This window comes from Herbiconiux solani NBRC 106740 (assembly GCF_001571005.1).
Classification (GTDB): domain Bacteria; phylum Actinomycetota; class Actinomycetes; order Actinomycetales; family Microbacteriaceae; genus Herbiconiux; species Herbiconiux solani.
This window is the reverse complement of record NZ_BCST01000005.1, coordinates 1-25,752: the sequence shown is the minus strand read 5'-3', so window position 1 is coordinate 25,752 and position 25,752 is coordinate 1. Positions and strand designations below refer to the sequence as shown.

The 25,752-nt window shown below is 66.4% G+C and carries 27 protein-coding genes; 12 read left to right on the top strand and 15 right to left on the bottom strand.

The features are described 5' to 3' along the window. Nucleotides 1-426 precede the first annotated feature (426 nt). The 4 genes from HSO01S_RS09745 to HSO01S_RS09730 all read left to right on the top strand — a co-directional run bounded on the left by HSO01S_RS09745 (nt 427) and on the right by HSO01S_RS09730 (nt 2,762). Nucleotides 427-1,029: a hypothetical protein gene (locus tag HSO01S_RS09745; RefSeq protein ID WP_066040863.1), complete on the top strand. Its 603-nt coding sequence runs from the start codon at nt 427-429 to the stop codon at nt 1,027-1,029. Continuing rightward, nucleotides 912-1,523 (top strand): P27 family phage terminase small subunit, encoded by a 612-nt coding sequence (locus HSO01S_RS19730; RefSeq protein ID WP_373280209.1) that lies wholly within the window; start codon nt 912-914, stop codon nt 1,521-1,523. The genes HSO01S_RS09745 and HSO01S_RS19730 overlap by 118 nt, the downstream gene beginning before the upstream one ends. Nucleotides 1,524-1,782: 259 nt before the next feature. After that, nucleotides 1,783-2,403, top strand: coding sequence for a hypothetical protein (locus HSO01S_RS09735; protein ID WP_157079002.1), 621 nt, complete (start codon nt 1,783-1,785; stop codon nt 2,401-2,403). Between the two features lie 17 nt (nt 2,404-2,420). Then, complete coding sequence (locus tag HSO01S_RS09730) at nt 2,421-2,762, top strand: hypothetical protein (RefSeq protein ID WP_066040859.1); 342 nt, start codon at nt 2,421-2,423, stop codon at nt 2,760-2,762. 218 nt (nt 2,763-2,980) lie between these two features. Here the strand turns inward: HSO01S_RS09730 and HSO01S_RS18335 are convergent, their stop codons facing one another. From HSO01S_RS18335 to HSO01S_RS09725, 3 genes are all read right to left on the bottom strand, one after another. Further along, nucleotides 2,981-3,847, bottom strand: coding sequence for an Abi family protein (locus tag HSO01S_RS18335; RefSeq protein WP_084361533.1), 867 nt, complete (start codon nt 3,845-3,847; stop codon nt 2,981-2,983). 238 nt (nt 3,848-4,085) lie between these two features. Further along, complete coding sequence (locus HSO01S_RS18330) at nt 4,086-4,850, bottom strand: PIN domain-containing protein (protein ID WP_084361532.1); 765 nt, start codon at nt 4,848-4,850, stop codon at nt 4,086-4,088. A gap of 100 nt (nt 4,851-4,950) precedes the next feature. Further along, nucleotides 4,951-5,796 carry a hypothetical protein gene (locus tag HSO01S_RS09725; protein ID WP_157079001.1) on the bottom strand — a complete coding sequence of 282 codons (846 nt, stop codon included), beginning with the start codon at nt 5,794-5,796 and terminating at the stop codon, nt 4,951-4,953. An 829-nt stretch (nt 5,797-6,625) separates the two neighbouring features. Between HSO01S_RS09725 and HSO01S_RS09720 the strand changes: the two genes are divergently transcribed. Beyond that, nucleotides 6,626-7,369: a hypothetical protein gene (locus HSO01S_RS09720; protein ID WP_066040855.1), complete on the top strand. Its 744-nt coding sequence runs from the start codon at nt 6,626-6,628 to the stop codon at nt 7,367-7,369. A 238-nt stretch (nt 7,370-7,607) separates the two neighbouring features. On the opposite strand, the gene HSO01S_RS09715 is transcribed toward HSO01S_RS09720, so the two are convergent. Continuing rightward, a complete protein-coding gene (locus HSO01S_RS09715; protein ID WP_066040852.1) occupies nt 7,608-7,919 on the bottom strand; it encodes a hypothetical protein in 312 nt (103 codons plus the stop codon). Between the two features lie 938 nt (nt 7,920-8,857). Here HSO01S_RS09715 and HSO01S_RS09710 point away from each other — a divergent pair. Continuing rightward, nucleotides 8,858-9,223, top strand: coding sequence for a hypothetical protein (locus HSO01S_RS09710; protein ID WP_157079000.1), 366 nt, complete (start codon nt 8,858-8,860; stop codon nt 9,221-9,223). Between the two features lie 33 nt (nt 9,224-9,256). On the opposite strand, the gene HSO01S_RS18720 is transcribed toward HSO01S_RS09710, so the two are convergent. The 3 genes from HSO01S_RS18720 to HSO01S_RS09700 all read right to left on the bottom strand — a co-directional run bounded on the left by HSO01S_RS18720 (nt 9,257) and on the right by HSO01S_RS09700 (nt 11,071). Beyond that, the gene (locus HSO01S_RS18720; RefSeq protein ID WP_157078999.1) at nt 9,257-9,508 is read right to left on the bottom strand and encodes a hypothetical protein; all 252 of its coding nucleotides are present in this window, start codon (nt 9,506-9,508) and stop codon (nt 9,257-9,259) included. 307 nt (nt 9,509-9,815) lie between these two features. Then, nucleotides 9,816-10,613, bottom strand: coding sequence for a GNAT family N-acetyltransferase (locus HSO01S_RS09705; RefSeq protein ID WP_157078998.1), 798 nt, complete (start codon nt 10,611-10,613; stop codon nt 9,816-9,818). After that, nucleotides 10,610-11,071: a MarR family winged helix-turn-helix transcriptional regulator gene (locus HSO01S_RS09700; RefSeq protein ID WP_066040848.1), complete on the bottom strand. Its 462-nt coding sequence runs from the start codon at nt 11,069-11,071 to the stop codon at nt 10,610-10,612. Before HSO01S_RS09700 ends, HSO01S_RS09705 begins: the two co-directional genes overlap by 4 nt. Before the next feature lie 22 nt (nt 11,072-11,093). On the opposite strand from HSO01S_RS09700, the gene HSO01S_RS09695 reads away from it, so the two are divergent. From HSO01S_RS09695 to HSO01S_RS09685, 3 genes are all read left to right on the top strand, one after another. Further along, the gene (locus tag HSO01S_RS09695; RefSeq protein ID WP_157078997.1) at nt 11,094-11,366 is read left to right on the top strand and encodes a hypothetical protein; all 273 of its coding nucleotides are present in this window, start codon (nt 11,094-11,096) and stop codon (nt 11,364-11,366) included. Between the two features lie 75 nt (nt 11,367-11,441). Then, nucleotides 11,442-12,383, top strand: coding sequence for a linear amide C-N hydrolase (locus tag HSO01S_RS09690; RefSeq protein WP_066040844.1), 942 nt, complete (start codon nt 11,442-11,444; stop codon nt 12,381-12,383). A gap of 74 nt (nt 12,384-12,457) precedes the next feature. Further along, nucleotides 12,458-12,742 (top strand): GNAT family N-acetyltransferase, encoded by a 285-nt coding sequence (locus HSO01S_RS09685; protein WP_066040842.1) that lies wholly within the window; start codon nt 12,458-12,460, stop codon nt 12,740-12,742. Nucleotides 12,743-12,865: 123 nt separating this feature from the next. Here HSO01S_RS09685 and HSO01S_RS09680 read toward each other — a convergent pair whose 3' ends face one another. The 7 genes from HSO01S_RS09680 to HSO01S_RS09650 form a co-directional block, all read right to left on the bottom strand. After that, the gene (locus HSO01S_RS09680; protein WP_066040840.1) at nt 12,866-13,288 is read right to left on the bottom strand and encodes a nitroreductase/quinone reductase family protein; all 423 of its coding nucleotides are present in this window, start codon (nt 13,286-13,288) and stop codon (nt 12,866-12,868) included. Nucleotides 13,289-13,311: 23 nt separating this feature from the next. Beyond that, entirely contained in the window at nt 13,312-14,331 is a 1,020-nt protein-coding gene (locus tag HSO01S_RS09675; protein WP_066040837.1) for a 1-phosphofructokinase family hexose kinase, read from the bottom strand. Further along, nucleotides 14,328-15,698: an FGGY family carbohydrate kinase gene (locus HSO01S_RS09670; RefSeq protein WP_066040835.1), complete on the bottom strand. Its 1,371-nt coding sequence runs from the start codon at nt 15,696-15,698 to the stop codon at nt 14,328-14,330. Before HSO01S_RS09670 ends, HSO01S_RS09675 begins: the two co-directional genes overlap by 4 nt. A gap of 3 nt (nt 15,699-15,701) precedes the next feature. Beyond that, complete coding sequence (locus HSO01S_RS09665; protein ID WP_066040833.1) at nt 15,702-16,541, bottom strand: class I fructose-bisphosphate aldolase; 840 nt, start codon at nt 16,539-16,541, stop codon at nt 15,702-15,704. 71 nt (nt 16,542-16,612) lie between these two features. Then, nucleotides 16,613-17,608, bottom strand: a complete 996-nt coding sequence (locus tag HSO01S_RS09660; protein ID WP_066040831.1) for an ABC transporter substrate-binding protein — start codon at nt 17,606-17,608, stop codon at nt 16,613-16,615. Between the two features lie 76 nt (nt 17,609-17,684). Further along, nucleotides 17,685-18,725 (bottom strand): ABC transporter permease, encoded by a 1,041-nt coding sequence (locus HSO01S_RS09655; RefSeq protein ID WP_066040829.1) that lies wholly within the window; start codon nt 18,723-18,725, stop codon nt 17,685-17,687. Continuing rightward, nucleotides 18,722-19,510: an ATP-binding cassette domain-containing protein gene (locus tag HSO01S_RS09650; protein WP_218003794.1), complete on the bottom strand. Its 789-nt coding sequence runs from the start codon at nt 19,508-19,510 to the stop codon at nt 18,722-18,724. Before HSO01S_RS09650 ends, HSO01S_RS09655 begins: the two co-directional genes overlap by 4 nt. A 135-nt stretch (nt 19,511-19,645) precedes the next feature. On the opposite strand from HSO01S_RS09650, the gene HSO01S_RS09645 reads away from it, so the two are divergent. Together HSO01S_RS09645 and HSO01S_RS09640 are read left to right on the top strand one after the other, a co-directional pair. Further along, nucleotides 19,646-21,040 (top strand): FAD-binding oxidoreductase, encoded by a 1,395-nt coding sequence (locus HSO01S_RS09645; RefSeq protein WP_066040824.1) that lies wholly within the window; start codon nt 19,646-19,648, stop codon nt 21,038-21,040. A 97-nt stretch (nt 21,041-21,137) separates the two neighbouring features. Beyond that, nucleotides 21,138-22,094, top strand: a complete 957-nt coding sequence (locus HSO01S_RS09640) for a YhfZ family protein (protein ID WP_066040822.1) — start codon at nt 21,138-21,140, stop codon at nt 22,092-22,094. Between the two features lie 57 nt (nt 22,095-22,151). Here the strand turns inward: HSO01S_RS09640 and HSO01S_RS09635 are convergent, their stop codons facing one another. Then, complete coding sequence (locus tag HSO01S_RS09635) at nt 22,152-22,811, bottom strand: TetR/AcrR family transcriptional regulator (RefSeq protein WP_066040819.1); 660 nt, start codon at nt 22,809-22,811, stop codon at nt 22,152-22,154. A gap of 158 nt (nt 22,812-22,969) precedes the next feature. Between HSO01S_RS09635 and HSO01S_RS19485 the strand changes: the two genes are divergently transcribed. Then, a partial coding sequence (locus HSO01S_RS19485; RefSeq protein ID WP_373280211.1) for a non-ribosomal peptide synthetase occupies nt 22,970-25,752 on the top strand: 2,783 nt, incomplete at its 3' end.

The window sequence follows — 25,752 nt, the reverse complement described above, 5'->3', positions numbered from 1 at the left end:
ACCTGCCCCAGCCTGACCCCCTCAGACGCATGACCCGACCGGCAGGCTTCGTCGTAGGCACGGTCGTTCCCCCGCGAGTGGCATACCTACTCGAACAATTCAGCGACATCGGTCGCATGCGCACCCGAGCGAGAAGCGAAGACGAAGAGCTGTACACCACCCTCAACGCTCTCCGATGGTCTGCGCTCCAGTGGGCGGAATCCGTCAACGGAAGCCAGCCACGTAAGTCGACGAAAGTTCGACTGAACTGGTACACGCCAGAACAAGTCGCGAACCAAACCGGACTCACGTCCCATGCGATCCGACTGGCTATCCGCGAAGGACGACTACCCGCGGAGAAGACCGATGGCCGTTGGCGAATCACGCCGGCCGACTACCGAAACTTCATGACCGCACATTCCCGGTAACCCGACGAAAGGCCACCCAATGCAGTACCTCACAAGCGCAGCAGACCCCGACACCATGACGGCGCTGCAGCGCGCAGCAGAAGCACTCCGCACAACGGCCGAGGACGCATACAAGACGATTCGCACCAACGCCGACATCAGTGGAGAGAAGAGACAGCGCGACATCGCCAGCGCATACGTGACGCTCGTCGATGCCATGGCCCGGCTCCAAGAGGACGGCGCGATCAAGGCCAACACCGCTCGAGCAGACCTCGAGCGTCGCCTCTACGGCATCCCCAACAGCGCCGATGCCAGCGCTTCCATCAGCTACCGAGACGCCCTCGACCGAGCAGCCTCCCTCGAGGACGAGAGCGCCGCAGTCGCCATGCTGCGACGCGCACACACATCCGGAGACACCCTCCTCACCCGGGCACTACTCGCGACTTCATTCGATAACCAGTGGGTCGACACAATCAACGCGTACGTCGAACTCGAACCGAACACCGCAACGGACATCGAAGCGCTATGGAACGCTCGAAACCGCGCCGTCGCCGGAGCCTTCGACTACGTCTACAACAAGCCCGCGGAACTCGGGCGGCTCGACATCTGGGCCATCCGCGCACTCGCCGCACAGGAGGCATGACCAGTGACAGCGAGTGCACCACAAGGGGGGTGGGGGCAGGGGGTCAGGCGGTACCTAACGGTGGGTCTCCGGGGCGGCAACCTTTCTCTCTCCGGGGCCAAAATGCCCGGCCCTTGGGGTCTTTGCCGCCTTGCGATGGTGCGGAAGTGAGTGCTCTGGGCGGGGTCCAAACCCCCCGTAATCTCGGTGCCGCCGGGCGGAAGCTTTGGGATGCCGGGGTTGCAGAGTTCGAGTGGGCGCAGCATGAGCTGGCGGTGCTGGAGGAGGCCTGTCGGACGCGTGACCGGATTGTGCAGCTCGACAAGGCGGTGGAGGAGGAAGGCCTTATGCTCGCGTCCTCGCAGGGGATGCGAGTTCATCCGGCGGTCGCGGAAGCACGTCAGCAGCGCCTCGTGATGGCGCGTCTCCTGGCGACCCTCGGCATACCTCCAATGGATGAGGATGCGCTACCGGCTGCCAGGGGCGTTCGTGGAATCTATCGAGGCGGGCGCTGATGGTTCGGAGACGTCGGGAGCCGCTGGAGGCAGTCTGGCCGCTTTGGCTGCGGGTATTCGAACCGACGGATTGGCCTGGGAATGACCGCGTAGAGCAGGCCTGGGCGTGGCGTGAAGCGGCGTTGGCCTTCGCCGACACGGACCGCTCGCAATATCTCGCGGTGATTGGACGTGTTCATGCGGAACGGGACACACACCGCGTGAGGTCGGAGTCGGGACGGACCTACGCCGATTGGAAGAACAAACTAGAGGAGACACGATGACCGCGATCAGGAACATCAATTCGTCACAGGCGAAGAAGCAGGCAGACAAGGTTCGGCGTACTCAGGTCGCTCAGCCCATGCGTCGTTCCTCGCTCACCCAGCCCGGTGACCGCATCCGGGTAGGACCTCCCGGTGCCGGTGGTGATCTGAATGCGGACGGAACCATGAACTGGGCCGGGGTTGTGAACTTCATCGGGCAGTTCTTCCAGACCGGTCCGAGCGTGTTCAACGGGGACGTCGACATCACTGAAAGCCTCGACGTCTCTGCGGACACTGTTCTCCGCGGTCTCACCCAGCTTCTCAACGATCTCGTCGTCCACGGCGGCGGTCGCATCCAAGTCGGCTCCGCGATGACCCTCGACCCCTCAGTTGCCTCCGGCGCGATCGTCTTCGGGAACGGCGCTCAGGTCTTCACCAACTCGAACACCATGCAGATGTACTTCGGCAACGGGGTCGTCAGCGTCGCGAACAACGAGGTCAAGATGCAGCTCGGCGGCACCTCGATCGTCATCGACAGCAACGGGCTCCACATGTACGGGCTTCCCGTACTTACCGGCACCGGCCTGCCTGCCGGTGTCCTCATCAACACCGGCGGACGCATCCGTCAGACCGCATAACAAGAAACGAGAAGGACATGACCACGCGCACTATCACCGGCGGCACCTTTGCCATCGCCAGCCTCATCGACGGCTCCATGCTCCGCGACACCCACTTCACCGGTGTCACCCTCACCGGTCCCGCCGTGTTCGCCGCAGGGTCCTTTCGATTCGAAGGAATTCAGAACATGGACGGCACCCTCGAGGCAGTCATCTGGGACGTACCTGAAGGTCGAACCACCGTCGCAGGCGCGGTTCTCGTCCAGAACTGCACCTTCGTGGACTGCACGTTCCGTCAGATCGGATTCGCCATGCAACCCGGGACCGTTGACCAATTCATCAAGAACCTCACCATTGGCAATCACCCCGAGTTCGGCTGATCGATATCGCGAGGAACTGGCACCCCGACCTCGATCTTTGACGGGTATCCCCGTTGAATCGACCCGCTGAGCCTTGAGCACGTGAGTCACGAGCAAGCAACGTGTGTTCGAAGCGCAGCGCGAAAAGTCCGTTCGACCCCCGTCGTAGGTCCATTGCGAGAGGCAGGGGGGACTGCGGACTGGAAAACCGGAAGACACGACCAATCGCGCAGAACGGCTCAAATTGCCGCGTATTTGTCCCGATCCGGTGGGACCCCGAGTCCGTTCCACATTGCGCCGTTTTCAGACAGGAACTTATTGATCCGAACTCGAAACGAGGATGTGGGGAACGAACTCTCGTGCAAGTGGACAAGCATTATCAATGCCCAGAAAATCGAGCTGTTGCGCACGCCAGTTGTCGCACTACTTAGCCAGATTGGGAAGGAGATACGTGGGCCACGGGTTTTTAGCTTCGCGTGCCATAGCTGCGAGTGATGAGCTGCCAAGTTTCGCAACTCGGACATCATGAGGACCACGGTTGGGAAGGGGATGGGTGCTATCTGCCAGGGGGCGGAAATCGCTGCCGTCAACTTCGGTTGTTCAATATTGCCAAATAGATTCGCTACCGACCCCATGGAAGCGACGTTGACTACCATCCAAATGGGGTAGTCGATGCCAGGGTTTCGGTCGGCGTAACCGATAACTGTCGGGTCATTGGATTTACTCATCTCGGCATCGATAGATGTGAGCGTCCTCTGGTGTCTGTCGTAATTTCGAAATAGGCCCGGATCTGCCCAAGCTAGAGGACCCTCCTGGAGCGCGAGGGTATCGGCGAAATGCGAGCGGAAAGCGATCTCAAAATCACCTACAGCTGTCCAAATCAAAGAACGCAAGATCGAATCGAGCTCATAGATTCGGCGGACCCATTCGAACGTCGCGCCCGAAACGAAGGTCTTGTCGTCTTGCCGATAGACGTCAGAGTACGTTGCGAACCGGTAGTAGGTCGTCTTCGTCAGAAACTGCTTCGCTGCAGCCTCGTCCTCAAACGCCAGGCCCTGTTTAGCCAGTAATTCAACCTGCTGGTCTACATCGGTAGCTTTCTGCACTGGATGAAGATAGCAGCGTTAAACAGAAGAGCCCGCTCATATAGGTGGGGATGCGATGAAATGCACTAGCCCTGAGCGGGGTATCTTCCGCATTTACTGTAGCTCATTTGCAGGCCACTGCGGCAATTAAAGAAAAAGACCCAGCCCCTCCGAAGAGAGAACTGGGTGGTATGTCGCAACTATAGTCATCGCGAGTCATTGCCGCAATTCCTTCGCTATCGCGGTTATGCGTGTCGCGCTACCAATCAACTGGCTTCTTGTGATCGTTGTGAACGTCAGGCAATTGATGAGTGCGAAAATCTTCCGGACTGAGACGCCGCCACCAGTGGCCCCGCCTGCCGGACGAACTGCGTGCCTTGAGTGCCTCTGCGGTAGGGCGGGAGCTTGGGTTAACAAGGCCTACCATTACCTTTCCTCTTGCTATCTCGATGGGATACCGGAGGTCGCCGTCATTTGAAATTATGATCGCCGCGTCGAATTTCCCTCCTGCCACGTCGATCATTAACTGACTCGCCAAATTGACGTCGGAACCCTTTTCCTCGAACGAGGTGAAGTGCACCATCAGCTGCTCCCGTCCGTCTTGTCCTCGAACTTCAGCAGCGGGCAGCCAACTGGGAATGTTGCTTTTCCCGGGAGAGATGATGCGCTCATGCTTGCCGCCGGTCTTCTTTCGGATGACGATTCCCTTCCCCGTCTTGGGCGCGTACTTCCCGAGGAGAACTTGCGATCGCTTGTCAGACATCACCGCTTTGACATAAGCCTCCTGGTCGACGAGCGAATCTGGTTTGCCCTCGTTCGTGCGCATTGCCGTGCAGTAAACCAGTTTGCTGATGACAGGCCTCCGCCAGAGAGCATTCTCAATAAGAGACTCAGAAAGCCCATACAGGTCGATCCAGCGCCACCCTGTCCTGCCGCGACCGCACTGGTCGCGAGCACCGTAATAGAGATTGAACGCATCGACGTAGACCACGACGCGGGTGCGTCGGAACGGATTCAAACGCATGGTGCCTCCGGGCCTCTAATGGCGTTCAGGTTATCCGGCTTTGGAGAGTCGTCGAGTTCGGAGGAGACGTTTCGTCGCAAAGTAATCGGACTGATATGGACTAGCTGTCTTCCGGCGTCAACGGCTCGATCAGCTCTGCCGTCTCCCACACCGCCTCATACGCGGACCTGATGGCGTGCGCAGCAGTTTGGTCCGCGATCGGGGTTACAACTCCGGGCCGACGGGTAATCGAGTTGAGGCTGCTGCCGAAAATGAGGACACCCCCACTGTCACTTATATAGAAGCGATCGTGCAAGGCCGAGTGATCAACGAGCCCAAGGAGAGGAGAAGGAGTCTTGGCCGCCAGCGCGTGAGCAATGATCCCTTCTCTGTCCTGGATCTCTCGGTTGGAAGCCAAAATTCGGGTCACCGAGGGGATCTGGAGTAGTTCGAATATCTGCGGCATGCGCAAGTAGGGGTCGACTATCAGGCCGCTGCCACTGGCGGCGATAAGGTCGAAGATCCGCGCGTAGGCAAGAGGGTCTTCGGGATCTACGATCACCGATATCGGATCATCTGAATCGACATCAATTCGCGGATTGTTCAACTCTGAGAGAATTGCCTTGCCCAGATCGGATATGAGTATGAGCCCCGCGGATGGTTGGTATGCCCAGCCAAGCCGAACAAAGTATTGACTCACCGATTCGCCGGGGCTGACTAGCTCCGACGTACCTCCCACGCCTTTCAGGAACGTCTCGATCGACTGTTGCGCGAGCGACTGGATGTCCCCGAGCATGCCGCCCTTCGTCCTGTATTTGGCGGTCCGACGGTCGGGGCGCTCCGAGTATTCGTCGAACGACCGGACTTCAATGCCAGCCGTGCGACGAGATGCCGCTGCCAGGTACATCAAGCTGCGATGAGTTTTCGAATCGGTAACGTCCATCAAGGTCTCGTTCAGGTCTCTCATGCAAAAGGAGTCAGGCATCAATTCGACGCGCGTCGAGAGCCTACGGTAGCGCGCCGGCCACTATCGGCCGCACTCCAAAAGCACATTTAGCGCTTTGAGCGCTTCGGCCGGAGACGCAAACCTGCCTAGAGCGAAGACTCGTGTGGTTTCGGCTGCGCTATCCGCGTGGCTGAGCGAGAGCCCGTCCTCACGCTCGGCCACGGAGTCTCAACTAACGCCCAGTCGAAATCTTCGACAACCCAGTAGTGGTCGTCCTCAATGCCGCGGGCGAGGAACATCACGCAGTTCCTCCGCCTTGGTTATTCGACTCGGGGATTAGGCTCCACCGGAGGTGCCCCCTTGCCGAAAGGCCCAACGATCCAATCGCCCGTTGCCTCGAAAATCCGCACTGTCTTATAGTGGTCGGCCATTGCCGTTCGAATTGCTTTCTTCACTAACCAATAGAAGATCACCAGGCTCAAAATGACGAGCCCTATGTAGGCGACAATCGGAATGACAATTGCAGCGATGGCTGCCCCATTTGTGTTCATTTCTCTCCCCCAAGTGCTCCCAAGTGATCCGCGTTGAGCCTAGCCCGACGGCTCCTTCGCGAAGGAGAAAGGACAGACCTCCTAGATGCTGGTCTTCGGGCTGGCTGTGAGGGGGTCTGTTCCTAAACCTCTTTCGGAAAAGGACGTCGCTCCGCGATGATGATTCAATGCAGTGGCGCTCGCGAAACGCAGATCCGGCAATCCTTGACGCCCTCCATGATGGAGTCCCTAACTGGCTCAGACGGCCTTTGTTGCTGTGGGTTCAGCGCGAGGCGACCGTAGTTCGTAGGAACGAATACATGGAATCGGAACGAGTGCCCAATGTCGAACTCTTGCAGGCGTATGAGACGGCGACCCGGGAAGAGAAGAGTTTGCTCTCGACCTTCCGGAAAGACGGTGTCGCCGGACTGATGGCGGCCATGGGCCCCGAGCAGTTCCTGGACTTTGTCGACTTCTTGGTGTTCAAGCTTGGGGAGCTCGGCTACGGGGGAGAGGAGAGCCTCGAGAGTCTGGAACTGCTACTTGCTGACGCTGGGTCGTCGTGGAAGGTCGGTAGCCGTGCCGGGCATGCATCTCTCGAACAACGAGTTCCGACTGGAATCGCGCAAGCTGTAGACGAAGTCACAAATGCTCCAGGAGACGCAGGTCGGTTACTCGCCGAAGCTTGGAACGCCACGTTCGGGCGCGGTCACGATTACGAGAAGGCCTATTCGAAAGCCGTCAAGGCTGTTGAGGCAGCCGCGATCCCGGTCGTTAGCCCAGCCAACGTCAGGGCCACGCTTGGAACCGTGATTGCCCAGATGAAGCAGCAGGCCGATTGGGAATTAGGGCTGACTCGCGAGCACGCAGACTATCCGACCCAGGAGGTCGTTCTGGGAATGCTCCAGGCTCTTTGGACTGGTCAAAACGATCGGCACGCTGGCCAGCCGGGATTCGCCGCAAGTTCCGCTGCAGATGCGGAGGCCGCCACTCTGTTGGCTGTTCCTCTCGTGCAGTGGTTCACTTCCGGGGCTCTGAAGAGGAAACCACATCCCAAGGCCTAGGGGGTGCGCCGGTCAGAGGTGGTCTCGAAGCGCTTCCACCGCAGACTCTGCTGACGGGAAAGGACCAAGGGCGTAGACCCGTCGTGTCTCGTCCGCGTCATCGGCGTGGCTCATGCGGTACCCATCAGCCTCGCGCTCGACCCGCCATGGTGTCTCCACGAGAGTCCCGTCGATCTCGCGCACTACCCAGTAGTGGTCGTCTTCTATGCCACGAGCAAGAAATAACATGCGATCTCCGCTAGAGGCTTGGGTCTTCGCGTGTCGAGGCACCAAGCACAGACTCGCTGTCGTCCGCCAAGTCGAGCACAACCGGCAGAACGAGTTCATCTGAGACCTTGTCAAGACGTGCTTGGAGTTCAGCATCCGCGGTGACTCGGGCTAAAACGCTCACACAGAGCATGGATGCCATCGCGGATGCGTAGAGGACGTGTTCAGGCCTAGGAATCAGCTCCCTCGGTGACTTCCTCAGTGTGGTCTGGAGGTCCTTGTCCAATTCGAGGTACCCGACAACCGCGCTGTGAGTGACATGAACGCTCTCGGACAGCAGCATGTAGGTCGTTCGAAGAAAGTCGCCGGAATCGACGGCTGGCAGGATTCCCCGCGAGAAGTTTGGAAGGCGATCGCCCGAGGGTTCTGGCCGGGCTTTTATATCGCTAAGCCATTCATTGTGCCCGAGCCATGCTGCGACAGCCTCCGTATGGGTCCGCTCGGACCACGTCGCCGACGTGTGAAGGCGTTGCAGTCCTCCGCGAGTGAGGTGACTCCACTGGGCGACGATGCCGTGTTCCAGGCTGGCACGGGCCAAGACTTTTCCTTCGTTGCGGAATCTGCCATTGGACAGCTCGACATACGCCTGGGCGTGGCGGACTCCTTGTTTGCAGACTCCGTATAGAAGGACAAAGGCAGACGCATCTTGCTGAGGCGCTGTGTAAAGGTCCCGACTCAGGATGGAGCCGCACTCATTTATCCAAGCTTCTAACTGTTCGCGAGGCGGGATCGACCCCGAGGAATCACTAGCCGGCACAATCCCTCACTTGACTCTCCCTAATCGAAGACAGCCTCTGCACAGTCGCAGGATATTCGGGTGTGCGCAAGGCTTTGCGACGCCGACATGGCGCGGTGTCTGACTCACCGAATTGTCTGGTTGAGTTGCGGACGCACAGAGATGTGGAGGGCGTGCCGATGGCACGCGAACGCAGCGTCATATAACGATTCGAAGTATCCGGCTCCGATTAGTTCTCGCGGTTCCGCCCAAGTGACGGCGCGGAACGCCCATACGCGCCGGTCGCCGACCCGGATTGGCAAATGGCGGATCTCGGCTAAGGGTTCGTCTGTGCCAGGCCTAGGGAAGATCCAGGAGTGCGAGCGGACGGTTTGGATGGGGTGCCAGTTGGCCAACGGTGCTCCTCTCAGGGGAGCGCGCCGGCCCGCGCGGTTCGATAGTAGACAGAGCTACCAAGGACACGCCAAACGGCTACGCTCTGCCTTATGAAAAGACTCGGGGGAATCTTTGCCATGGTCGCTGTCTTGGGACTCGGGGGCTGCGCGAACGACGCCAGGGAGTACCAGACGCCGACTCAGCTCGTCCAAGCATTTATTGACGCCGGGGGATCTTGCGACGATCCCGCGGAAGTGCCGGAGGCGATGGTGGGGGAGGGAGCCCACGCAACCGGTTGTTTCGATGACGGCGTCAACATGCTGATCGTCTTCGATGCCGAAGAGCAGCAGAACCGTTACATTGCCGAAGTGGCCAGCCCGGACACTGCGCTAATCTCGGGGCCGCGGTGGGTGGTTGTGACGGAGCAGGCGGACGAGCTCGCAGACAAAATGGGCGGCGAGGTTGTTCGAGGCTAAGTCCGGTCCGACAGCGGTCGAGACTTGACCCGTTCATTTGATCGGCTTGAGGAGCGTCCTCACATGTTCGACGGCGGCTCGGCGCTGAGTCCTCGATTCCTCAGCAGGGCGGTGCTCGATCAGGGCTTCAATAGCCATCACGTGTTCGGGAGCGAATCGAATCGTGCGCTGGCCGAGCACGCTGCACGGCCATTCGCCAGAGCGTGCGCGTTGCTTCACAAATTCCGGAGAAACCTGAAACCGTTGGGCCAATTGGCGGGGTGTGCTGTAGATGGCTGAACTCACCGGTCGATAGTCGCAGGCTCGATAGCGATGTGCTAATTCATGTGCTACCGGTCATGCTCGTTCGCTCAGTTAGGGGTAGTTCTCATCCGGACGCCCTCGTGGTCAGCCGCGGATTCGCGGCGTTGAGTTCTATTTCCTTACCCCGAGGTTCCTCTCGGCGAGAGAGTTCGAGTCCCTCCAGGGGCACCGTTTCATTCTCGGACGATGCGCTTCCTGTTCATGCCGATGTCCTGGCTCCTCGAGTGGGGGCACGTTTGGCCAAAAAGCTGTTGGCCAACGCTTAGCGGTCCGGCGCGGTCGGGGCCGGTCAGCGGGGTCGGATGATGGTGAAGTCGAAGGTGCGGCGGGTGGTGAAGCCGAGGGATTCGTAGAGGGATGCGGCGGGGTTTCCGATGCGGACGTGCAGGAACATACGGCGGCCGGCTGCCTCGTTGTCGGTCAGGAGGGTCTGCACGAGGGCTCGCGCCAGGCCTCGGCCTCGGTGGGCGGGGTCGGTGCAGACGGCGCTGAGCTCTGTCCAGGAAGGGGTGCGGAGGCGCTCGCCGCTCATCGCGATTAGGGAGTCGGCGTCGCGGATGCCTAGGTAGCGGCCGGTCTCGATCGTACGGGCGCGGAAGGGGCCGGGTTCAGTTCGGGCTACCAGATCGAGCATCGACGGAACGTCGCCGGGGGTGAGGCGGACGATGCCGAGAGGCGCAGGCTGCGGAGAGAGTGGTGACGGCACGGGGCGGGAGATCATCTGGTGGCAGGGGATGTGCTCGACGATCTCCCAGTCGGCCGGGATGGCGTCGGGGCCGACGCCGGGGAGCGCGATGACCTCGGTGCCCGCGAGCGATCGGAGGGAAGCCCAGTCGGCGGAGGTGGGGGAGGCGTCGCGGAAGGCCGCGAAGGGGGAGACGTCGGCGTCGAAGAGGGCTGCTCCATCACGCACGGTTCCTAAGGCGGACTGCGGGCCGGTCAACGCAGCCCAGACCGGGTTGTCGAGCTCGGAAGCCGTGCTGGAGGCGGCTCCACTGCGGGAGGCGGTGCCGGTGTCGGAGGCGGTGCCGATGTCGGGAGCGGTGCTGGAGGCGGCGCCGTTGTCGGTGCCTGAGGCGCCGCTCACGGGGCGGGCTTCGCGGGCGCGATGCGGTCGATGACCGCGGTGAGGCGCGACTGCAGGTCGACGAGCTCGTCGACGTCGACGCCCAGCGCCTCGACCACCTGCGGCGGCACCTCCTCGGCGCGGGCACGCAGGGCACGGCCCGCCGGCGTCAGCCGCACCGCGAGCGACCGCTCGTCGTGCGCCGAGCGCTCGCGGGTGACGAAGCCGGCCGCCTCGAGCCGTTTGACCAGGGGCGACAGGGTCGCGGGCTCCAGGCGCAGCACATCGGCGAGCTGCGAGAGCGAGCGCGGCTCCTCCTCCCAGAGCGCCAGCATCACCAGGTACTGCGGATGCGTGAGCCCGAGCGGCTCGAGGATGGGCTTGTAGTACCCGATCACCGACCGCGAGGCCACAGCGAGGGCGAAGCAGAGCTGACGCTCGAGGGCGAGGAGATCGACGGTCGTGCTGCGGGTGCTCATAATAGTTAGTATACTAATGGTTATGGCACTCAGGAAAAGCGGCAGCGGACGTGAGAAGTCGAAGCGCACGCCCAGGACGCCGAATCCGATGAACCCGTTCGACGGCAAGCCGGGCTTCATCAACAACCTCAACCGCATCGTCTACAGCTACGCCGGCCCTGCTCAGGTGGGCATCGGCCGGGCCGAGGCGCCCTACGTTCCCCCGGCCGATCCGCGCTGCCCGCTCTGCGGCAAGCTGATGGCCGAGCACGAGATCGACCGCACCGGCGAGCGCACCCAGCTCTACTGCCCCTGAGCCCGCGCACCCACCCCAGCGCGCCACCCGTCCCACCGGGCCACACCACCGCATCCGGAGCGCTACGCTGACCGCATGTGCACCCGAATCCTCTGGAACGACAACGCCGTCGCCAAGACCGTCAGCCGCTGCATGGACTGGGCGGTGAGCGACGAGCCCGAGCTGTGGATCCTGCCCCGGGGCCTGAAGCGCACGGGCAACGCGGGGGAGGGTTCGGTCGAATGGACCTCGGCCTACTCGAGTGTCGCCGTCAGCATGTGGGGCATCGGCACCGTCGACGGCCTGAACGAGAAGGGCCTCGGCGCGCACGCGCTCTACCTCGACATGGCCGACGTCGAGTTCCCGCCGGTCGACGAGCGCCCCGTGCTCTCGAACGCGCTCTGGGTGCAGTACCTGCTCGACAACTTCGCGACGGTCGCCGACGCGGTCGCCGATCTCGAGAATGTGCGCGTCCACTCGGAGCTGCTTCGCGGCAACGAGATGGGCGTGCACATCGCGCTCGAGGATCCCTCCGGCGACTCGGCGATCATCGAGCCCATCGGCGGCCGGCTCGTGGTGCACCACGGCCCGCAGTTCACCGTGATGGCCAACTCGCCTTCGCTCGACCGGCAGCTCGAGAACCTCGCGAACTACCGCCCGTTCGGTGGCGAACTGTCTCCTCCCGGCGACATCTCGAGCCTCGACCGCTTCGTGCGCGCCTCGTACTTCCTCCACTACCTGCCCGAGCCCGAGAACGAGGAGGAGGCCGTCGCAGGCGTCTTCCAGCTGATCTCCAACGTCTCGGTTCCCTACGGCGCTCCGTACCAGGATGGCGGCGTGTACCCGACCTGGTGGCGCTCGGCCGCCGACCTCACGAACGGCGTCTACTACTTCGGCTCGACCCGCAGCCCGAGCATCTTCTGGGTTCCGCTGGAGGGTCTTGCCGACGGCGACCAGGTGCTGCGACTGGATCCGCGCGACGAGACCCTCGTCGGCGACGCGACGGCGAAGCTCGAGCCGGCCGAGCTGCTGTACTGAGCCGCCTGCTGGGGCGTCGAACTGAATCGCCCGTAGCCGCCGGGGTCGCCGGATGCGAGCGTAGGGTGGATGCCATGGCACGCGAATTCAGTAACGACGAGGATGCGCACCGCTACGTCCTCCGCGTCGACGGCGCCCTCGTGAGCGCGGTCGACTACGTCGTGAACGACAACCACATCTCGTTCACCCACACCTTCACCGACCCGAAGCAGCGCGGCCACGGCTACGCCGGCGAGATCGTCTCGTACGCGGTCGACGACGTCGAGCAGAACTCCGGGAACCGTATCGTGCCGATGTGCTGGTACGTCGGCAAGTGGTTCGACGAGCACCCCGAGCGCGCGGGGCTGCTCGAGCGCTGAGCCGCCCCTGAGGCCGTCGGTCCGATTGGAAATCGGCCGGGGAGTGTTGCTATGCTCATGCGTGGGGAGGGCTTCGGCCCTCTCCACCAATGTTTAACCGGGGTTTTCCGGGCTCCCGCGCAGTCAGCGCCGGTCGAGCCGCAGCACCGGGATGGTGCGGATGCCGTCGGTGCGTTCCCGATAGCCCTCGAACCCCGGTGCTCGCGCGACCACGGCCGCCCAGGCCTCGGCGTACTCGGCGCCGTGCAGGTCGACCGCCGTGACCGCGACCTCGGAGACCTGCCCCTGGTCGTCGGCCGCCTCGATGACGGCATCCGGATGCGCGCGCAGGTTCGCGTACCAGGCCGGGTTCTCCGGTGCCCCGGCCTTCGACGCCACGACGATCCAGGACTCGCCCCGGCGGATCGCCATCACCGGGCTCATCCGCGGTTCACCGGTCTTCGCTCCCGTGGTGTGCAGCAGCACGATGTCGGAGCCGAAGCCCCCGGTCTCGACCCACCCGTTGGCCCGGAACTCGTCGACCACCCTCTGGTTGAAATCGCTCACGGCAACACCGTAGCCCCGTCGACCTATTTCTCGCGCACGATCACGCGATCGATGACCACGGCCGGCGGGAGGTCGGGAGAGAGACGGGCGAGGGTGCCGGCCGCATTCGACGCCCCGCAGGCCGCCGCGACGGCGAGGTGCCGACGCCAGCCCGCCGACTGTTCTGCGAGCAGGCTCCAGACCAGTCCGGCGGTGAAGGCGTCACCCGAGCCCACCGCGCTCCTGGTCGGTACCTCGGGGGTGTCGAACTCCCAGTGCATCGTCCGCCCCGTGATCCGTGTGTGGGCGGTCGCCGTGTGCGCACCGTCCGTGACGATGACGGCCCCCACCCCCGACTCCAGCCAGGATGCGATCAGCCCGTCAGTCGCGTCTCGGTCCCGCATGGTTCCGGTTCCGGCTCCGGCATCCGGGGCCGACGCGGCGAGCTCGGTCAACTCGTCGCGATTGACTTTGATGACGGTCGGAACAGCGGCCGCGCCGCGGGCGAGTGCCTCACCGTGCGTGTCGAGGAGTGTCGGGATTCCGCTCTCCCGCGCCTGGGCGATCCACGAACCGTAGAAGCCCGGGTCGAGCCCCGGCGGAAGGCTGCCGGTGCAGATCAGGAACGCGGCGTCGGAGAGTTGCCGGGCGGCGAGCTGCTCGAGGTCGCTCACCTCCTCCGGAGTGAGCGCCGGGCCCGGCGCGTTGTACACGGTCGCGCTCTCGGGAGCCGATTCGTCGATCAGCACCTCATTGGTGCGCGTCCAGCCGGCGATCGCCATCGTGGCGGTCCGCAGTCCCTCCTCGGCCAGCAGGTGCTCCTCCAGCTCCCCGGTAGGCCCGCCCGAGGGTCCGACGAGAACGGGGTCGACCGGGTCGACCCGAGCGCCCGCGACCGAGAATCCGGGCGTCCCCAGCTGTGTGAGCACCCGCGCGACGTTGACGCCCTTGCCGCCCGCGAGTGTCTCGCTGCGGAGCAGGCGATGGACCGTGCCGGGCTCATTGCGGGCGACCACCAGCAACCGCTCGATCGCGGGGTTCAGCGAGGCGATGACGACCTTCATGCGCGACTGGGCTCCATCCGTCGGTAGGCCGCCCTGGCCGACTGCGCCGCCCCGGTGGCGACGGCCTCGCCGAGCGTGCTGACGCGCATCTCCGACCCCCAGGTGTGCTCGCGGTGCCGCACCATCTCGGGTCGCTGGAAGAGCGAGCCGGTCAGATGCACCGGGCCAGGGGAGACCCCGGCGTGCTCGGCCAGCACCCCGACGGTGGCTCGGATGCGCGACGACAGCTGGTCGACGCAGGCGCGGACGATGTGCTCCGGGCGCGCGCCCTCGGGAACCCCCGCCACGGAGAAGAGCGCGTCGTCCAAGTCTCGGAGGTCGTTCACCTCGAACATGATCCCATCGGACGGGCCTGCGGCCGGCGACTCGGCCGCCGACGGGTCGATGGCGGCGAGGAGGCGCTCGAAGTCCCCCTGCAGATAGGTCTCGGCGAGCAACTGGAGGATCTTGCCCGTCGGAAGCCCCCACCCGAGCACGTAGCCATCGCCCGACCATCCGTGCTCGACATCGGCGCACATCGCGTGCAGCCCTGCGTCGGGGGTGACGGCGCGGCCAGTGACCATCACGTACTCGGCTGTTCCGATCGAGTCGATGATCGCCGACCCCTCGCCCTCAGCCGTCGCGAACGCCGCCATCACCTGGTCGTGCCCGCCGACGTGCAGCGCGGCATCCGGAGCCAGCGTCACCCCGGGGAGGGCGGAGGGCAGGATGGCTCCCACGCGCTCGCCCGGACGGCCGACGGGCACGAAGAGGGAGGCGTCGAGGTCGAGCTTCGCGAGGCTCGGCGCGTGCGGCGCGAGACTCTCGAGGTCGAAGACCTGGCTGTGGGTGACCTGGGTCGAGCTGGCGACCCACCGGCCCGTCAGCCGGAAGCCGAGATAGCTGCCGAAGTCGACCCAGTGCGCGGTGCGGGACCAGCTCTCCGGGTGCCGCGCCCGGAACTGAGCGATGCGCTCGGGGCTCTGGTTGTCGCGGAAGCGCATCCCGGAGACCCGGTAGTGCTCGACCGAATCGAGCCACGCGATCGTGCCCGCATCCAGCTCACGGTCGGCCCAGCTCTCCCACCAGACTCGCGAGCCGGAGAGAGGATCACCCCGCTCGTCGACCGGGAACGACTCCTCCTGCCCGAAGGTGGCGATGGCTACGCCGCCAAGAGCGCCGGCCTCGGCATCGGCGACCGGGCCGGCAGCGTACTCCGTGGCCAGGTCGCGGACCGCAGCCCAGATCGCCTCGCCATCGTGGTACGACTCCGCACCCTCCGTCCGCACCGGCGTCCGGACCCGCGCCGGCTCCAGGACGGAGCCTTCGGCCGTCACGCCGACCACTTTCAGGTGCGTGGTGCCGACGTCGATCCCGAGGAACCACATCGCTCAGACCGCGACCGCGGCCGGAGCGACGCCCCCGTGCACCACCTGCCGGAGACCGCGCAGAACGGCCGCCGGGTCGTCGGCGCGGAACACGCGCCGACCGAACATCACGCCGGCGGCCCCCGCCTCGATCGAGTCCGCAGCGAGCTGATACGTCTCCTCCGGCGATTCGCCGCCGGGTCCGCCGGCGACCAGGATGGGCGCGAAGCAGGTTTCGGCCACGGGCGCGAACCGGTCGACCGATCCGTTCCAGATGACCTTGACCACATCGGCGCCGATGTCGGCGGAGATGCGGCAGTACAGGCTGAGCACCTCGGGGGAGAAGGCGTCCTCACCCTCGCCTTCGAGCGCTGAACGCGGCTCGATGATCACGGCGAGACCGAGCCGCTCGGCGTCGCGGACGATCCGGGCGTTGCGTTCGATCTCCGCGCGCTCGAGAGTGCTGTCGCGCTGGCCGAGATAGAGGTACGTCATCACGGCGTCGATACCGGAGGCCGCCACCTCCTCCATCGTCGCGAGCTGGGCCAGTACGCCCTCGCTCCGGCCGTCCTTCCCGGGGGTGTAGATCCGCCGGCCGTGATTCTTCCAGTCCAGGTGGAGCACGAACGCCGGGCGCCCACGCCCGACGAAGAAGTCCTCGGTCAGGGGGACCATCCCGGGGGAGACCATGACGCCGTCGGCCTCACCGAGCTTCCCGAACACGTCGAGGATCTCGGATCTCGTCTTCAGCCCCGAGGGCGGTCCGCTCATCACACCGTGCGAGGCCGCGACCACGACACCGCGTCCGCTGGCCGGGTCGAGCAGGCGGCCCAAGCGGATCTTCTTACCAGTACGGGAATCCATCGGGATCCTTTCGATCTGCGGGCCGGCGGACGCGTGGGGCGTCCGCCGGCCCTGTTCATGGAGACTACGGTTCAGCTGGCCGGGCAGTCGAAGCTGTACAGGTACTTCTGGACTTCGGGGTCGTCGAGGTTGTCGGCGGTCGCGACGACCGCACCCGTCGTGATCACCTTCTCGACCTGGTCGCCGTTCAGCGCGTTGAACGCCTGCTCGGCTGCCTGGACGCCCTCGTCGTACGGCTTCAGCACGACCTGCGCGAAGACGTCGCCGTTGCGGATCTGCTCGATCCCGGGCGGGTTGGCGTTGAAGCCGACGACCTTCACGGTGTTCTGCATCGCGGCCGACTTGAGAGCGGCGACCGCACCCTCGGTGTTGAAGGCGGCCGTGCTGAAGACACCGACCAGGTCGGGGTTGGCGGCGATCGCGGCCGAGATGATCGACTCCGCGGTCTGCACGCTGTTGTTGGAGTACTGCTGGCCGAGGTAGTCGACGCCGTCGACCGAGGAGATGGCATCGGCGAAACCCTTCTCGCGAGCATCCGTCGTCGTGACTCCCGCCGTGAGGTTGACGGTGATGACCGAGCCCGACTGGCCGCCGAGTGCCTCGGCGAGGGTGTCCGCAGCGACCTTGCCCGCCTCCTCGTTGTCGGAGGAGACCTCGGATTCGGCGATCGAGGGGTCGTCCAGCGTGGTGTCGACGAGGACGACCTTGATCCCCGCATCCACCGCTTCACGGAGCGGGGCGTAGAGGGCCTTGCTGTCCGTCGGGGCGATGATGATCGCATCCGGATTCGTCGCGATGACGGACTGGAGGATCGGGATCTGGTCGGTCGGGCTGAAGCTGTTCGGGGCCTGCACGTCGACGGTGGCGCCGTTCTTCTCGGCGACCGACTGAACGCCGCAGGCGACCGAGCCGTAGTAGGCGTCGTTGGCCACACCCGGGATCAGTGCGATCTTGTAGGCGTCCTGGCCGCCGCCGGAGGCGTCGCCGCCTCCGCTGGAGCAGCCGGCCAGCCCTACGACGAATGCCGTGGCGGCAAGGGCGACGGTGACCTTGCGGTATCGGTTCATGTGTTCTCTCCTCAGTTGTCCGGGTCGGGATGGGTGCAGGGAAGTTCTGCGGGATGTGCGGGTCGGGTCGGGGTGATCAGCGTGGTGATCGGGAACGTCGTCTGAGCTGGTCGAGGTAGACCGCGGCGACGAGGACGACGCCGACGGCGAAGTCGCGCCAGAAGCTGTTCAGGCCGACGATGACGAGTCCGTTGGCGAGGGTGGCCGGGATCAGCGTTCCGACGACGGTGCCGATCATCGTGCCGACGCCGCCGAACAGGCTCGTCCCGCCGATCACGACGGCCGCGATCACGTTGAGGTTGTCGGTGGCGTGCCCCGCCAAGGTGGTGGTGCCGAACTTCGCAAAGCTCAGGATGCCTGCCAGGCCCGCGAGCATCCCCGCGAAGGCGTACACCTTCAGCAGGTGACGGTCGACGTTGATGCCGGCTCTCCGTGCGGCCTCGGCATTGGAGCCGACCGCATAGGTGCGGCGGCCGTACCGCGTCGCCCAGAGCACGAGTCCGCCGATGGCCGCGACGACGAGCGCGATGATCACCAGGATCGGGATGCCGAAGACCCGGCCGAAGCCGATCGAGTCGACGAGCTCGATGGGGACGTTCTTGAGGTCGTTGCCGTTCGTGATGATCTGGGCGAGCCCCTGCGCGGCACCGTAGGAGCCGAGGGTCGCGATCAACGGCGGCACATGGAGCTTGGTGATGACGAGCCCGTTCACGATTCCCCACGCCGTACCGGCGACGAGGGCCGCGGCGATGCCCGCGAGGCTCGCGCCCCAGCCGGCGCTGCCGAAGAGCTCCATGACCTTGCCGGCGATCACGCCGGAGAAGACCAGCACCGATCCGACGGACAGGTCGACGCCTCCGGTGATCAGCACGAAGGTGGCACCCACCGCCATCACCAGGAGGAGGGCGGCGTTGATCAGGATCTGGGTGAAGTTCTGCACCGTGAAGAACGACTGGAAGTCCAGGACCGCGAACACCACGACGATCAGGATCAGGATGAGGGTGATGTCCGTCGCCGAGCCGAGGAGGCGAGGCATCCGGAATCCGCGACGGGAGCGGAGGTTCTCGGCCTCCAGCGACTGCTCGTCCGTGGTCGGAGTGACGGTTCCGGTGCTCATGCTGCGACCTCCTGTGTCCATGCCCCCGTCATCGCCCCGACGATCTGCTCCTCGTTCGTCTCCCGGGTGACGAGCTGCGCGACGCGTCGGCCGAGTCTCAGGACCTCGATGCGATCGGCCACCTGCATCACGTCGGGGAGGCTGTGGCTGATCAGGACGACGGAGCGCCCGGAGTCGCGGACGCGGTCGATCAAGGCGAGCACCGCCTGGGTCTGGGGGACTCCGAGCGCGGCCGTGGGCTCGTCCATGATGACGAGCTTGTCGGCCCACGACACGGCGCGGGCGACCGCGACGCTCTGCTGCTGGCCGCCGGAGAGGTTGCTGATGGGCGCGGTCTCGTCCTTGATCTTCACACTCAGGTCTTTCAGCACCTGCGAGGCCTCCGCACGCATCGACTTCTTGGCGAGCACGCCGAGCGCGCCGAGGATGCCGGGCTTCAGTCGCTCCCGGCCGAGGAAGAGGTTGGCGGGCGTGTCCAGATCCGGAGCCAGGGCGAGGTCCTGGTAGACCGTCTCGATGCCGAGGGCCTGGACCGCTTTCGGATGCCAGCCCGCGATCGATCGGCCCTCGAACCGGACCTCACCGCCGTCCGGACTGTTCACTCCGCAGATCGTCTTGATGAGCGTGCTCTTGCCTGCCCCGTTGTCTCCCATCAGGGCGACGACCTCGCCCGGAAAGATCTGGAAACTGGCGCCGCGGAGGGCTTCGACCGCGCCGAAGCGCTTGGTCACCTCGCGGGCTTCGAGGAGTGGTGTCGTCGTCATCGTCGGGCTACCAATCTGCATTGATCAGAATCTTGATGACTGAACCGTACCCCCGACATGCGCGCAGAATCAAGCTTTTCGCGTATCAATATTCAGTAGACGGAGGATTCAGATCTGTGTATCGTGAACGCATCGACCCAACGAAGGAGTTTCGTCATGACCACCATCCACGCCACGGATGCGCTCGAAGAGGCCCTCGGCGCCGGATCCGTCTCGACCTCCGACGCGGATCGGGACGGCGCCAGCCATGACACCTGGCCGGTGTCGACGGTCTGGCAGAAGCTCGGACGGCATCCGCACCGCCCCGACATCGTGGTCAGAGCGAATTCCACCGCGCAGGTGCAGGACGTGATGCGCATCGCGACGGCGTCGGGGACCCCGGTGACCGCCCGCGGACTCGGTTCCTCCGTCACCGGGCAGCCGCTGCCGATCAAGGGCGGGATCGTGCTGGACCTCTCCGGGCTCGTGGGTGCCCCGATCCTGAGTGAGGTCGACGCCACCGTGACGGTGGCCGCCGGCGTGATGGGAGGCGACCTCGAGTCGTGGCTCAACGAGCGGGGCTGGACCATGAACCACTTCCCCCAGTCGCTGTACCGCTCGACGATCGGCGGCTGGATCGCGACCAGGGCCACCGGCCAGTTCTCGTCGCGGTACGGCGGGATCGAGAACCTCGTCGTCGCCTACGAGTGCGTGCTCGCCGACGGCACCGTCGCCCGGCTCGGCCAACGGCCCCGCGCAGCGATGGGCCCGGATCTGAAGCAGTTGCTCATCGGGTCCGAAGGCACTCTCGGCATCGTCACGGAGGTGACGGTCAAGGTCTTCCGGCTTCCGGAGACCCGAGTGGTGGACGCGTTCACGCTGCCGAGCGTGCAGGCGGGGGTGGACGTGATGCGGGAGATCGCTCAGGCCGGGCTCAAGCCGTTCCTGGTGCGCTTCTACGACGTCGACGAGGCCGCGCATGTCGTCGCGCCCGGCACGGCTGAGGGTCCCGTGCTCTTCCTCGGTGCGGAGGGCCTCGACGGCGTGACCCAGGCCGAGTTCGCCGCGGCGGCCGGGATCGCCCGCCGTCATGGGGCCGAGTCGATCGGCTCCGACCCGGTGACCGCGTGGATGGGCCGTCGCTTCGACTTCTCGACCGTCGAGCGTCTGCTCGCCGAGCCGGGTGGCTACGCGGAGACCGTCGAGGTCGCGAACATGTGGAGCCGTCTCCCGGCGATGTACGAGGAGATGAAGCGTGCGCTCCAGCCCTACGCCGATGAGGTGCTCGGCCACTTCTCGCACATCTACGAGCAGGGCTCGTCGCTCTACCTGATCCTCCTCGGCCGCGCCGCCGACGACGAGGAGGCTCTCGCCCGCCTCGAGGCCATCTGGTCGACGGCGATGGAGATCGTGGTGGCGCACGACGGCGAGGTCTCGCACCACCACGGAGGCGGGCTTGCCCGTCAGGCCTGGGTGGAGCGGTCTCTCGGCACCGGTTTCCCCGTGCTGCAGCGGCTCAAGGCCGCGTTCGATCCCGACGGCATCCTGAACCCGGGCAAGTTGGGTATGTGAGGAGTGGGCCGGGTGGTGCGGTGTCCGCGGGGGAGATGAGCCGGACATGGTGACCGGGCGTCCGTCATCGCGTGCGCGCGTGGGCGAGAATGGTCGCATGTCCGCTCCGGCCCCGCTCGCACGTCCGAAGAGAGACGTCCGGGCGATCGTCGCGCAGGTGCTGCTGACCCGCGAGGTGGGGCAGCGGATCCCCACCGTGCAAGAGCTCCAGCACACCTCCCATGCCGGCACGGGCACGGTGATCAAGGCGCTCCGAGCACTGGAGGCCAACGGCTCGGTTACGCTGTCGTCCCACGGCCATCAAGGCACGGTCGTCGTTGCCCGGGACGCGGGGCAGCTTTGGAACGAGGCGCAGTTCGGCAACTTCTCGCTGATCATGCCTCCGCCCGGGCCGGTCGAGCAGCAGGGCATCCTCGAGACCGTTCAGGGGTCACTCGCCCGGCAAGGTGTCCCCGTGGTCGTGCAGTCGCTCGCCGGGGCCCGTCGCCGGCTCGAAGAGCTCTATCTCGAGCGGGCGGATGCGGTGGTCACCTCGGCGGGGGCGTTCACACGGCACCGGGACGACTTCGCCGGGCTGACCTCGCTCGACCTCGGCGACGCCACCTTCTACTCCGCGGGGTCGCTGGTCGTGGTCGAAGCCCCCGAGCGACGCGAGGGCAACCGCATCAGGGTCGGGATCGACCGCGCGTCCTACGATCATCAGCTGCTCACCGAGACCGAGTTCGCCGGGCAGGACGTCGAGTTCGTCGAGTGGCGCTTCGTGTCGGCTCCGGCGGCGGTGTTGAGAGGGCGCGTCGACGCAGCGATCTGGCACGCGATGCCGACGGTGATCTCGCCCGAGCTCGCAGGGCTGTCGGTGCGCCGGGTGAGCGAGTCGACGATCCGGGCGACCCGGGATGTCTCGCGTGCGGTGCTCGTGACGCGGGCCCTGGATGCGGGGGCGAATGCCCTCGTCAGGGCGGTCGACCCGGGCGAGGTGGCGAAGGCTCAAGGGCGTCTGCTCCGGTTGGTAGCCGCCGGTGAGGATGACGGTACGGAGGTCTGGCCGCGCTGAGGTGCGCTGAACGGGGTCGCCGAGCTGCTCCGTGACCGGATGGTCACGACCTGGGGATCAGAGCGCGAGGAGGCGGCGGGCGGTGGCGGTGAAGGCGGTGCGGACTGCGACCGCATCGTCGAGGTGGGCGCCGACCAGGGCGCCGTCGCGGAGGAGGACCAGGGCGTCGGCGTCGGCCGCGACGGCCGTGGCGTCGGCATCCGCGCCCCGGTCCGGGCCAGCTGCAGCCGCATCCGCGGCGGTCTCGGCGGCCGCAGCCGCTGCCGCGCGCGCCGCCAGCACGTCCCCGGCGAGACCGCGGAACCAGGCGCGGTGCTCGGCGACGATCACGCGCACCGGGCTCGCCGCATCCGGATACTCCAGGCCCGCGTTGATGAACGGGCAGCCGCGGGTGTGCCGGTGCTCGAAGTCGTCGGCGATCGACTCGACGAGCCGCGCCGGGCCGTCGGATGCCGGGACTCCACCGAGGGCGGCGGCGAAAGCGGCGCGCACGATCTCGTCCTCGCGGCGGAGGCAGGCGGCGACGAGCGCCTCCTTGCCCGAGAAGTGGCGGTACATCGTGGCCCGGGTGACCTTCGCCTCGGCGAGCACCCTGTCCATCCCGACCCCGCGGATGCCCTCGCGGTAGAACAGCTCCGACGCGACCCGCAGCAGTCGATCACGCGCCGCGGACGTCTTCGGGCCGGGCGCCTGGCTGCTCTCTCGAACGGTCGACACGCCTCGATCTTAACAGAACATTCGTTCTGCCTCCGTGGACATCCGCTGTTCACCTCCGCGTCACCTCCGCTGAATAGCGTCGCCTCTCGCGTAGCGTGGACGAGCCGGTCGTCCTCGACCCGCGGAGACCGGACGGAAGAGGTGCCGTGGTGACCGAGATCGACGCCGAGGGGGCGGATGCGGGCAGACAGGCCGTGCTCGACGCCGGCGACCGCACCCCGCCGCCGCGCACGCTCATCGACATCCTCCGGCAGTCGGCGACCGAGAATCCGGATGCGCTGGCTCTCGACACCCCGGACGGCGCGGTCAGCTACCGCCGGCTCCTGCGGCTGATCAACACCCAGGCCGCGGCGCTCACGCTCGCGGGCGTCCGGCGCGGCGACCGGGTGGGCATCCGCATCCCGTCGGGGACGCGGGAGCTGTACGTCTCGATCCTCGCCGTGCTCGCGGTCGGGGCCGCGTACGTGCCCGTCGACGCCGACGACCCCGAGGAGCGGGCCCGGCTCGTCTTCGGCGAGGCCGCCGTCGTCGGCGTGATCGGGGCCGCGGGCGTCTTCAGCGCCTCGCCCGAGACGAGCGACGCTTCGGTCACAGGGGAGGAGGGCTTCACGGCCCGCGATCTCACGGCCCGCGACCTCCCGGCCGACGGCGCACCCACGCTCGGCACCCCCACCGGCACGATCCCCGCCCTCGGCACGCCCCGCCCCGACGACGACGCCTGGATCATCTTCACCTCGGGCTCGACGGGTGTGCCCAAGGGAGTCGCCGTCACCCATCGCTCGGCCGCCGCGTTCGTCGACGCCGAGGCGCGCCTGTTCCTCCAGTCGGCCCCGCTCGGCCCGGGCGACCGGGTGCTCGCCGGGCTCTCGGTCGCGTTCGACGCCTCGTGCGAGGAGATGTGGCTCGCCTGGGGCCACGGCGCCTGCCTCGTGCCGGCACCACGCTCGCTCGTCCGCTCCGGCGCCGACCTCGGCCCCTGGCTCATCGCCCACGGCATCACCGTGGTCTCGACGGTGCCGACCCTCGCCGCCCTCTGGCCCGAGGAGTCGCTCGAGCTGGTGCGCCTGGTCATCTTCGGCGGCGAGGCCTGCCCGCCCGAGCTCGTCGCTCGGATCGTCGCCCGCGGCCGCGAGGTGTGGAACACCTACGGCCCCACCGAGGCGACCGTCGTGGCCTGCGGCGCGCTGCTCGACTCCGGCCCGGTGCGCATCGGGCTGCCGCTCGACGGCTGGCGGCTCGCCGTGGTCGACGCCGAGGGGCAGCGGGTGCCCGAGGGCGGTACCGGCGAGCTGATCATCGGGGGCGTGGGCCTCGCCCGCTACCTCGACCCGGCGAAGGATGCCGAGAAGTACGCCCCCTTCCCGACGCTCGGCTGGGAGCGGGCCTACCGCAGCGGCGACCTCGTGCGCTTCGAGGAGGCGGGGCTCGTGTTCGTCGGCCGCGCCGACGACCAGGTGAAGCTCGGAGGGCGCCGGATCGAGCTCGGTGAGGTCGACGCGGCCCTGCAGGGACTCGACGGCGTGGCCGGAGCGGCGGCCGCCGTCAAGACCAGTGCCGCCGGCAACCAGGTGCTCGTGGGCTACCTCGCGCTCGCCGAGGGAGCCGTCTTCGACCGCGATGCCGCCAACGCCCGCCTGCGCGAAGAGCTCCCGGCCGCGCTCGTCCCGGTGCTCGCCGTGGTCGACGCGCTGCCGACCCGCACCTCGGGCAAGGTCGACCGGGCCGCACTGCCGTGGCCGCTCCCGGGTGCCCGTGCCAGTGCCGGGGCACGGACGGGATCCGCATCGGGCGCGACCGGACGGGCGACGGGGGGCCGCGAGGATGCCGGGGACACCGCATCCGGAACCGGCCTGACCGGCCTCGGCGGCCTCACCGGCACCGGCGCTGACGACGACGGGCCCGTGCTCACCCCGACGACCGCGTGGCTCGCGGGGCACTGGACCGCCATCCTCGGCCTTCCTGTCGAGAGCGCCGACGACGACTTCTTCGCGCACGGCGGCGGCTCGCTGGCCGCGGCGCAGCTGGTGTCGGCGATCCGCGAACGCTACCCCGAGACGCGGGTCTCGGATGTCTACGACCACCCGCGCATCGGCTCGCTCGCCGACGAGCTCGACGCGCGCTCGCCCGACGCCGGCGCGCACGCCGAGGCGGCGGCGGCGGCCGAAGCGGCGGCGGCCGGCGATGAAGCAGGTGCCGGCACAGGAGCCCGCGGCGCCCGCGGACGCGCCCCCGCCCGCCCCGGCGACACCCGCCTCACCCCCGCCTCGAGCCGCATCGCGCAGACGCTGCTCGGCATCCCGTTGCACGTGCTCGTCGGTCTGCGCTGGTTCGTCTACCTCGCGACCGCCAACAACCTCCTCGCCGCGACGGGTGCGGTCACCGTGCTGCCCACCCTGTCGTGGTGGTGGATCGCCCTGGGCTTCGTGCTCTTCGTGACCCCGCCCGGCAAGATGGCGATCTCGGTCGTCACCTCCCGGCTGCTGCTCGCGGGCCTGCGGCCGGGGGAGTACCCGCGCGGCGGCTCGGTGCACCTGCGCGTCTGGCTCGCCGAGCAGGTCGCCCAGCTCGCGGGCTCGGTGAGCCTCGCCGGCGCCCCCTGGATCAGCTACTACGCCCGCGCCCTCGGCGCCACGATCGGCAAGGGCGTCGACCTGCACTCGCTCCCGCCGGTGACCGGGATGCTCAGCATCGGGGCGGGCGCGGCGATCGAGCCCGAGGTCGACCTCGCCGGCTACTGGCTCGACGGCGACACGTTCCGGATCGGGCAGGTGCGCATCGGCGCCGACGCCACCGTCGGCTCGCGCAGCACCCTTCTCGGCGGAGCGAACCTCGGCCGCGGCTCCGAGGTCGAGCCCGGCTCGGCCGTCTCCGGGCGGGTGCCGGCCGGAGAGCGCTGGGCCGGCTCGCCCGCCGCCCGCGTCGGCTCGGCCCGACGCCCCTG

Bases quoted from the DNA above. Each gene is read 5' to 3' on its own strand.
- HSO01S_RS09745 (WP_066040863.1), top strand. From the start codon at position 427: ATGCAGTACCTCACAAGCGCAGCAGACCCCGACACCATGACGGCGCTG.
- HSO01S_RS19730 (WP_373280209.1), top strand. From the start codon at position 912: ATGGAACGCTCGAAACCGCGCCGTCGCCGGAGCCTTCGACTACGTCTA.
- HSO01S_RS09735 (WP_157079002.1), top strand. From the start codon at position 1,783: ATGACCGCGATCAGGAACATCAATTCGTCACAGGCGAAGAAGCAGGCA.
- HSO01S_RS09730 (WP_066040859.1), top strand. From the start codon at position 2,421: ATGACCACGCGCACTATCACCGGCGGCACCTTTGCCATCGCCAGCCTC.
- HSO01S_RS18330 (WP_084361532.1), bottom strand. From the start codon at position 4,850: ATGCGTTTGAATCCGTTCCGACGCACCCGCGTCGTGGTCTACGTCGAT.
- HSO01S_RS09725 (WP_157079001.1), bottom strand. From the start codon at position 5,796: ATGAGAGACCTGAACGAGACCTTGATGGACGTTACCGATTCGAAAACT.
- HSO01S_RS09720 (WP_066040855.1), top strand. From the start codon at position 6,626: ATGGAATCGGAACGAGTGCCCAATGTCGAACTCTTGCAGGCGTATGAG.
- HSO01S_RS09715 (WP_066040852.1), bottom strand. From the start codon at position 7,919: ATGCTGCTGTCCGAGAGCGTTCATGTCACTCACAGCGCGGTTGTCGGG.
- HSO01S_RS09710 (WP_157079000.1), top strand. From the start codon at position 8,858: ATGAAAAGACTCGGGGGAATCTTTGCCATGGTCGCTGTCTTGGGACTC.
- HSO01S_RS09700 (WP_066040848.1), bottom strand. From the start codon at position 11,071: ATGAGCACCCGCAGCACGACCGTCGATCTCCTCGCCCTCGAGCGTCAG.
- HSO01S_RS09695 (WP_157078997.1), top strand. From the start codon at position 11,094: ATGGCACTCAGGAAAAGCGGCAGCGGACGTGAGAAGTCGAAGCGCACG.
- HSO01S_RS09690 (WP_066040844.1), top strand. From the start codon at position 11,442: ATGTGCACCCGAATCCTCTGGAACGACAACGCCGTCGCCAAGACCGTC.
- HSO01S_RS09685 (WP_066040842.1), top strand. From the start codon at position 12,458: ATGGCACGCGAATTCAGTAACGACGAGGATGCGCACCGCTACGTCCTC.
- HSO01S_RS09675 (WP_066040837.1), bottom strand. From the start codon at position 14,331: ATGAAGGTCGTCATCGCCTCGCTGAACCCCGCGATCGAGCGGTTGCTG.
- HSO01S_RS09670 (WP_066040835.1), bottom strand. From the start codon at position 15,698: ATGTGGTTCCTCGGGATCGACGTCGGCACCACGCACCTGAAAGTGGTC.
- HSO01S_RS09665 (WP_066040833.1), bottom strand. From the start codon at position 16,541: ATGGATTCCCGTACTGGTAAGAAGATCCGCTTGGGCCGCCTGCTCGAC.
- HSO01S_RS09660 (WP_066040831.1), bottom strand. From the start codon at position 17,608: ATGAACCGATACCGCAAGGTCACCGTCGCCCTTGCCGCCACGGCATTC.
- HSO01S_RS09655 (WP_066040829.1), bottom strand. From the start codon at position 18,725: ATGAGCACCGGAACCGTCACTCCGACCACGGACGAGCAGTCGCTGGAG.
- HSO01S_RS09650 (WP_218003794.1), bottom strand. From the start codon at position 19,510: ATGCAGATTGGTAGCCCGACGATGACGACGACACCACTCCTCGAAGCC.
- HSO01S_RS09645 (WP_066040824.1), top strand. From the start codon at position 19,646: ATGACCACCATCCACGCCACGGATGCGCTCGAAGAGGCCCTCGGCGCC.
- HSO01S_RS09640 (WP_066040822.1), top strand. From the start codon at position 21,138: ATGTCCGCTCCGGCCCCGCTCGCACGTCCGAAGAGAGACGTCCGGGCG.